Genomic DNA, 3,646 nt, shown 5'->3' with positions numbered 1-3,646 from the left:
TCAACAGGAACATTAACAACCTAAAAATTAATCTCGTTTAATAATGCACTACGGGTTAATAGTGTATTTTAATTTATTTTGGAAGATATAGTTTTACTTCATGGAATCCATCTAGCAATAAATGATCAATATGTCCCATTTCTGTACGATCGTCATTTATATAATGCATGTGGATATATGAATCGTGATGTGTAAATATTGACTGATGACTAGTTGAAAAAAAACCTACAATTTCACCTTCACATTTATTTATTTGAAATTTTCCTTGTCCTGTATGTGCATCATTAGGAGACTTTACAATAGTACCATCAGGTAAATTTTGAATATGAAAATCAACTTGATTAAATACTCCTTTAAGTTTAAAAACAAAAGGTAAACTATACGAGCCTTTTAATTGAATTAAATAATTTTCTAAATCTGTCCCATTTTTTATGGTATTTGGCACATCATATACATCCCAATTATCATTGTTTGTGAATACAAAAAATGGAGCTTTAACATCAAATGTTTCTTTCATCTCAATATTACCTTGAGTTCCCATTGTTGAAACATATGATTTCCCATCAATAATCAACAATTCTCCTTTTAGTGCTTCTTTAGGTCCTAAACCGTACAACCCTTTTTTATTTTTTATTGTATCTAAATGAATCGTACTCGTTAAATCACCTTTACGCATTACATTTTTCATTGCTCCACTAATTTGAATTTTATTCTGCGTATTTTGAGCAAAAAGAAGTGTATTGGTCATAAGACAAGCTAATACAAGAATTGTTCGTTTATAGTATTTCATTAAGTAGTAATATTAAATTCTTCAAAATTAATAGATGATAATGATGCAAACAATCTTTTTTTAAAATATTAACTATCAAAAACAACGTCTTCACATCCTCGAAAATCTTATTAAAATGTTTTTCGAGGTCTTCTTTAGAAACCGAACATAAAAGACTCAAAAAAAGTTTTTTAAAATTCGAATAAAAAGAAAAAGATAAACTAAAGATTATTAAAAAAGTAAAATATTTATCGTATTATTGCGATAATAAATAGCAATATAATGGGAATTACAAAATCAGATATTTTTTCAAAAGAACAAAATCATTTAGCTTCACTATTTAAAGTATTAGGTCATCCCGCTCGTATTGCCATTATACAGCATGTTATCAAGCAAAATGCGTGTATTTGTAATGATTTGGTAGAAGAATTAGGATTAGCACAAGCAACCATTTCACAGCATTTAAAAGAACTTAAAAGTATAGGAATTATCAAAGGTTCAATTGATGGAAAATCAGTTTGCTACTGCATTGATGAAAATATTTGGAATGATATAAAAATTGAATTCGATAAATTCTTTAATCAAAATGTAAAAGTAAATCAATGCTGTTAAGGCATTTTTTTAAAAACAATTATCGTAATAATGCAATATAACAATTTATAATTAAAATAGATCAGATATGAAACTTTCAGAAATTAAAGAAATTTTACCAACACTAGAGAATGTTGAATTTCAATTAGAAGATGGAACTTTTGTTCCCGAACATTTCCATGTAACAGAAGTAGGCCAAATAACTAAAAACTTTATTGATTGTGGAGGCGTAATTCGTACTGAAAAAGTTGTGAACTTCCAATTATGGAATGCCGACGATTACGAACATCGTTTAAAACCAGGAAAGCTATTAAACATTATTCGTTTATCAGAATCTAAATTAGGTATGGAAGATGGCGAAATTGAAGTAGAATACCAATCAACAACGATAGGAAAATACGATTTAGAGTTTAACGGGAAACACTTCATTTTAAAAAATAAAATGACAGCTTGTTTAGCAGAAGATGCTTGTGGAATTCCAGTAGCAACTGAAAATAAATTTAGAGTAAAAGAAGAAAAATCGAGTTGTTGTACGCCAAATTCTGGGTGTTGTTAATCTTATAAATGGTAAATAGATGTTTCCTAAATTAATTGAAACAATAGAGAAAGTACAAAGATTTGAAAATATATCTACCGTACGAAAGGCTGTTTTACAGCCTTTGATTGAGAATATTCAATCGAAATATTCAAAAAATCAAGTTGTAAATCTTAATTTTATTTGTACGCACAATTCACGTAGAAGTCATTTAACGCAAATATGGGCGCAAGTGGCTGCTGCTTATTATTCTGCTCAAAATATAAACTGTTACTCAGGCGGTACAGTAGAAACAGCATTATTCCCAAAAGTGGCTGAAACTTTTGCTAATCAAGGATTTGAAGTAGTAAAGATTACTGAAAATTCAAATCCTATTTATGCAATTAAGTTTGATGATAATGCATTACCTGTAATTGGATTTTCAAAAAAATACGATCATCCATTTAACCCAAAATCCAACTTCATTGCAATTATGACTTGTTCACAAGCCGATAATGGTTGCCCATTTATTTCAGGCGCAGAGAAACGAATTGCATTGACATATGAAGATCCAAAAATTTCAGATGGCACAACCGAGCAAACCCAAGTATATACCCAAAGAAGTTTAGAAATAGCAACCGAAATGTTTTACGTTTTCTCTCAAATCAAATAAATACAATGCAACCGAAATTAAAATTTTTAGACCGATTTCTAACACTTTGGATATTTCTTGCAATGGCATTGGGCGTATTGTTAGGATACGTTTTTCCGAATATATCCAGTACAACTGAATCACTTACTATAGGGACAATAAATATCCCCTTAGCAATTGGCTTAATTGTGATGATGTTTCCACCATTGGCTAAAGTTGATTATTCGTTACTTCCTAAGGCATTTAAAGACACCAAAGTTCTTTCTATTTCTTTAGTATTAAATTGGATTATTGGTCCAATTTTAATGTTCATTTTAGCAATAGTATTCTTACGAAATGAACCTGACTATATGATCGGTTTAATCTTGATTGGTTTAGCACGTTGTATAGCAATGGTAGTTGTTTGGAACGATTTAGCAAAAGGGAATCGTGAATATGCTGCATTATTAATTGCTTTAAATTCAATCTTTCAAGTATTCAGTTATAGTTTCTTAGTTTGGTTATTTATCAATGTATTACCCAACTATTTTGGCTTAGCTAATTTTAATGTTTCTGTATCAATGGCAGAAGTAACTGAAAGTGTATTGATTTATTTAGGTATCCCATTTTTGCTAGGATTTTTAAGTCGTTACTTCTTAGTCAAAGCAAAAGGCATTACGTGGTACAATCATCATTTCATTCCAAAAATATCACCTCTCACATTGTATGCATTATTGTTTACAATCGTTTTTATGTTCAGTTTAAAAGGAAATCAAATTATAGAACTTCCATTAGATGTTATAAAAGTTGCTATTCCATTGATTATCTATTTTGTTTTAATGTTTTTGGTAAGTTTCTTCATTAATAGATCCTTGAATGTTCCTTATGATAAAAATGCTGCAATAGCTTTTACAGCTACAGGGAATAATTTCGAATTAGCAATTGCAGTTTCTATTGCAGTTTTTGGTATTCATTCCCCACAAGCTTTTGTTGGCGTAATTGGTCCATTAGTCGAAGTTCCTGTTTTAATTTTGTTAGTTAAAGCAAATTTCTGGCTAAAGGAAAAATATTATCCTTAATTTACAAGATATTAAAATGCAACTATCCGATTGTGCGTTACTTGGAAATAAAGGATATTTAT

5 protein-coding genes are annotated in these 3,646 nt (G+C 29.5%); 4 read left to right on the top strand and 1 reads right to left on the bottom strand.

The window, feature by feature from the left end:
* Positions 1 to 73 precede the first annotated feature (73 nt).
* On the bottom strand, positions 74 to 790 hold the full coding sequence (locus EG242_RS14625) for an acetolactate decarboxylase (protein WP_235831928.1): 717 nt from the start codon (positions 788 to 790) through the stop codon (positions 74 to 76).
* A 261-nt stretch (positions 791 to 1,051) separates the two neighbouring features.
* Between EG242_RS14625 and EG242_RS14620 the strand changes: the two genes are divergently transcribed.
* From EG242_RS14620 to arsB, 4 genes are all read left to right on the top strand, one after another.
* Entirely contained in the window at positions 1,052 to 1,381 is a 330-nt protein-coding gene (locus tag EG242_RS14620; RefSeq protein ID WP_124900668.1) for an ArsR/SmtB family transcription factor, read from the top strand.
* Positions 1,382 to 1,448: 67 nt separating this feature from the next.
* Complete coding sequence (locus tag EG242_RS14615; RefSeq protein ID WP_124900667.1) at positions 1,449 to 1,916, top strand: DUF6428 family protein; 468 nt, start codon at positions 1,449 to 1,451, stop codon at positions 1,914 to 1,916.
* 19 nt (positions 1,917 to 1,935) lie between these two features.
* Positions 1,936 to 2,547 (top strand): low molecular weight phosphatase family protein, encoded by a 612-nt coding sequence (locus EG242_RS14610; RefSeq protein ID WP_124900665.1) that lies wholly within the window; start codon positions 1,936 to 1,938, stop codon positions 2,545 to 2,547.
* Between the two features lie 5 nt (positions 2,548 to 2,552).
* Positions 2,553 to 3,584: an ACR3 family arsenite efflux transporter gene (gene arsB / locus EG242_RS14605; RefSeq protein WP_124900663.1), complete on the top strand. Its 1,032-nt coding sequence runs from the start codon at positions 2,553 to 2,555 to the stop codon at positions 3,582 to 3,584.
* Positions 3,585 to 3,646 lie beyond the last annotated feature (62 nt).

The organism is Paenimyroides viscosum (assembly GCF_003858535.1).
Classification (GTDB): Bacteria; Bacteroidota; Bacteroidia; order Flavobacteriales; family Flavobacteriaceae; genus Flavobacterium; species Flavobacterium viscosum.
This window is presented reverse-complemented; position numbering and strand designations above follow the sequence as displayed.

What these genes read in the sequence shown, in the direction of transcription:
- EG242_RS14620 (WP_124900668.1), top strand. Translation starts at nt 1,052, where the DNA reads ATGGGAATTACAAAATCAGATATTTTTTCAAAAGAACAAAATCATTTA.
- EG242_RS14610 (WP_124900665.1), top strand. Translation starts at nt 1,936, where the DNA reads ATGTTTCCTAAATTAATTGAAACAATAGAGAAAGTACAAAGATTTGAA.
- EG242_RS14615 (WP_124900667.1), top strand. Translation starts at nt 1,449, where the DNA reads ATGAAACTTTCAGAAATTAAAGAAATTTTACCAACACTAGAGAATGTT.
- arsB (WP_124900663.1), top strand. Translation starts at nt 2,553, where the DNA reads ATGCAACCGAAATTAAAATTTTTAGACCGATTTCTAACACTTTGGATA.
- EG242_RS14625 (WP_235831928.1), bottom strand. Translation starts at nt 790, where the DNA reads ATGAAATACTATAAACGAACAATTCTTGTATTAGCTTGTCTTATGACC.